Annotated in this window: 2 protein-coding genes and 1 pseudogene; all 3 read left to right on the top strand. The window is 33.7% G+C overall.

Annotated features, from left to right (window positions below; translation table 11 throughout):
- Positions 1-293, top strand: a pseudogene (locus ACIQ2I_RS08635) (hypothetical protein); the annotation flags it as partial.
- Between the two features lie 364 nt (positions 294-657).
- Positions 658-2,958 carry an NADP-dependent malic enzyme gene (locus tag ACIQ2I_RS08630; protein ID WP_396182011.1) on the top strand — a complete coding sequence of 767 codons (2,301 nt, stop codon included), beginning with the start codon at positions 658-660 and terminating at the stop codon, positions 2,956-2,958.
- 5 nt (positions 2,959-2,963) lie between these two features.
- The coding region (gene ruvA / locus ACIQ2I_RS08625) for a Holliday junction branch migration protein RuvA (RefSeq protein ID WP_396182010.1) at positions 2,964-3,411 on the top strand (448 nt) is incomplete at its 3' end.

Here is a 3,411-nt window from a genome sequence, read left to right as displayed (position 1 = left end):
TTGAAATTATTAACGCTTTCTTTTCTAATTCAACTATTGATGCTTGGTTTAAAGAAGGAAGCCAAATATATGGAACAGGAGATTTTAGCGGAATAAATTTTACTAGTTCAATAATTGAAAATTCAACATTTGGCAAAACAAATCAAGTAAGTTTATTTAAAATGAAAAATTGCAATTTTACTAATGTGGAATTTAGAACTCCAGTTAAATTTATAAAATGTGACTTAACTGGTTCTACTTGGCCAACCAACATTTCCAACATTGAGTTTATTAATTGCGTTGGAAACCCATAAAAGCCAAACGTATAACAGGCGGTTTGGCAAGATTGCAAATTTTGTAGTAAATTCAAGTTTACATTTCCCCGCTGCATCGCTAATCCTTTCGCGTGCTAACTAATAAAGCAAATACACTATTAACAAATAAAAACATTATTGAAATGTTTTTTCAATAAATACTGTATTTACAAGCCAAGCCACGCGAAGGGATTAACGCTGTAGCGGGGAATTTTTTTAAGGTTTATTTTGAAAGCTGTACTATTTGGTGCAGCTTTTTTTACGCCTTTTAATAAAAAGGTAAAGAAGTTATAACTTTTTAGTCAATCGTTATTGTTATTTCAATGCTTATTTTATCTTTGTGAGTTGATGCTAATGATTATATATGTCTACAGATAATAATAAAAGAAGAGAAGCTTTACTATACCACGCCAAACCGACACCAGGAAAAATCCAGGTGGTACCTACAAAAAAATATGCTACACAACGTGATTTGTCTTTGGCCTATTCGCCAGGGGTGGCAGAGCCGTGTTTGGAAATTGCAAAAGATGTAAATAACGTTTATAAATATACAGCCAAAGGAAATTTAGTTGCTGTAATTACCAATGGAACCGCTGTTTTAGGCTTAGGTGATATTGGACCAGAAGCCTCTAAACCCGTAATGGAAGGCAAGGCTTTACTGTTTAAAATATTTTCTGATATAGATGTTTTTGATATTGAAGTAGATGCCACAGATATTGATAAATTCGTTGAAACCGTTAAAGCGATTGCGCCTACATTTGGAGGGATTAATTTAGAAGACATAAAAGCACCAGAATCATTTGAAATTGAACGAAGATTGGTGGAGGAATTAAATATTCCTGTCATGCATGACGACCAACATGGAACGGCAATCATTTCGTCAGCCGCACTTTTAAATGCGTTAGAAATTGCAGAAAAAGACATCGCTAAAATAAAAGTAGTAGTTTCTGGAGCAGGTTCAGCAGCATTGGCTTGTGCAAATTTATATGTATTGTTAGGTGTAAAACCCGAAAATTTATACATGTTTGACGTAAATGGTTTATTAACCACTTGCAGAGACGATGTTTCCGAATTACAAATGCGTTATGCAAAATCATGTGATCCAGCCCCTTTATCTGAAATTATTAAAGCTGCCGATATGTTTTTAGGATTATCGGTTGGAAATATATTAAAACCAGACATGTTATTGTCAATGGCAGCCAATCCTATTGTGTTTGCTATGGCGAATCCAGTTCCTGAAATTGATTATAATGTAGCCATAAATACTCGAGAAGATATCATTATGGCAACAGGTCGTTCGGATTATCCAAATCAAGTTAATAATGTTTTAGGATTTCCTTACATTTTTAGAGGAGCCTTAGATGTTAGAGCCAGAAAAATCAACGAAGCTATGAAAATGGCTGCCGTTAGAGCTTTGGCAGAATTAGCCAAATCACCAGTTCCAGAACAAGTGAACATTGCTTACGGCGAAAAGAAGTTGGTTTTCGGAAAAGATTACATCATTCCAAAACCTTTTGATCCTAGATTAATCTCTACAATTTCTCCTGCTGTTGCAAAAGCGGCTATGGAAAGTGGTGTGGCCGATATAGAAATTACAGATTGGGAAAAATACGCAAGTGACTTACAAGAACGCTTAGGTGGCGATAATAAAATTGTAAAATTACTAACAAATAGAGCCAAAACAGAACCTAAAACAATAGTTTTCGCTGAAGCCGATCAGTTAGATGTGTTAAAAGCAGCTCAAATTGTTCATGAAGAAGGCATTGGAATTCCAATTTTGTTAGGCAATGTAGAAATTATTCAAGAATTAAAAGAAGAAATTGGATTTGAAGCCGATTTAAAAATCATCGATCCAAAATCTAAAGACGAAAATAAAACCAGAGAGAAATACGCACAATATTTCTGGAAAACCAGACAGCGTAGAGGAACTTCTTTGTTAGATGCTCAAAAATGGATGCGTGAACGCAATTACTTTGCTTCAATGATGGTAAATGCCGGTGATGCTGATTGTATGGTTACGGGATATTCGAGAAGTTATCCAAATGTGGTAAAACCCGTGATGGAATTAATTGCCAAGCAACAAGGTGTGTCAAGAATTGCTACTACAAATATTATGAATACTAAGCGGGGGCCGTTATTTTTGTCAGATACTGCTATCAATCCAAATCCTTCTGCAGAAGAGTTAGCTAAAATTGCTTTAATGACAGCTAAAACGGTTCGATTATTTGGTATTGAACCTGTTATTGCTATGATTTCGTTTTCTAATTTTGGTTCTTCTTCACATGAAAGTGCAATTAAAGTAAGACAAGCAGTTAAAATTTTGCACGCAAATTACCCAGATTTAATTGTTGATGGAGAAATTCAAACCGATTTTGCTTTAAATCCAGACATGTTAAAAAGTAAATTCCCGTTTTCTAAATTAGCCAATAAAAAAGTAAATACGTTGATTTTTCCTAATTTAGATGCGGCAAATATTACCTACAAAATGCTAAAAGAATTAGATAAAGTAGTTTCTATTGGTCCGATTATGATGGGATTAGAAAAACCAGTGCATATTTTTCAATTAGGTGCCAGTGTAGAAGAAATGGTAAATATGGCAGCAGTTGCTGTTGTTGATGCGCAAGAAAAATTGAAAAATAAGCTGAAAGTAAAAAGTAAAAAGTAAAAATTATGATTTCACATATTCAAGGAAAACTAGTAGAGAAAACGCCAACTGAAGTGGTTATAGAATGCCATGGCGTGGGGTATGAAATTCATATTTCATTGCATACTTATTCTCAAATTCCGGATTCCGAAAACGTAAAATTGTATACATATTTACAAGTTAAAGAAGATGCACATTCTTTATTTGGCTTTGCAGATAAAAAAGAACGAGAATTATTTAAATTATTAATATCAGTTTCAGGAATTGGAGCTAGTACGGCAAGAACCATGCTTTCATCATTAAATCCAGAACAAATTATTCAAGCTATTGCTGCAAATGATGTAGGAACCGTTCAATCGATTAAAGGAATTGGTTTAAAAACGGCACAACGTGTAATTTTAGACATTAAAGATAAAGTATTAAAAATATATGCAATTGAAGAAATTTCGGGAAGTTTATACAATACAAACAAAG

This window comes from Flavobacterium sp. (assembly GCF_044368995.1).
GTDB lineage: Bacteria > Bacteroidota > Bacteroidia > Flavobacteriales > Flavobacteriaceae > Flavobacterium.
This window is presented reverse-complemented; position numbering and strand designations above follow the sequence as displayed.

Bases quoted from the DNA above. Each gene is read 5' to 3' on its own strand.
- ACIQ2I_RS08630 (WP_396182011.1), top strand. From the start codon at position 658: ATGTCTACAGATAATAATAAAAGAAGAGAAGCTTTACTATACCACGCC.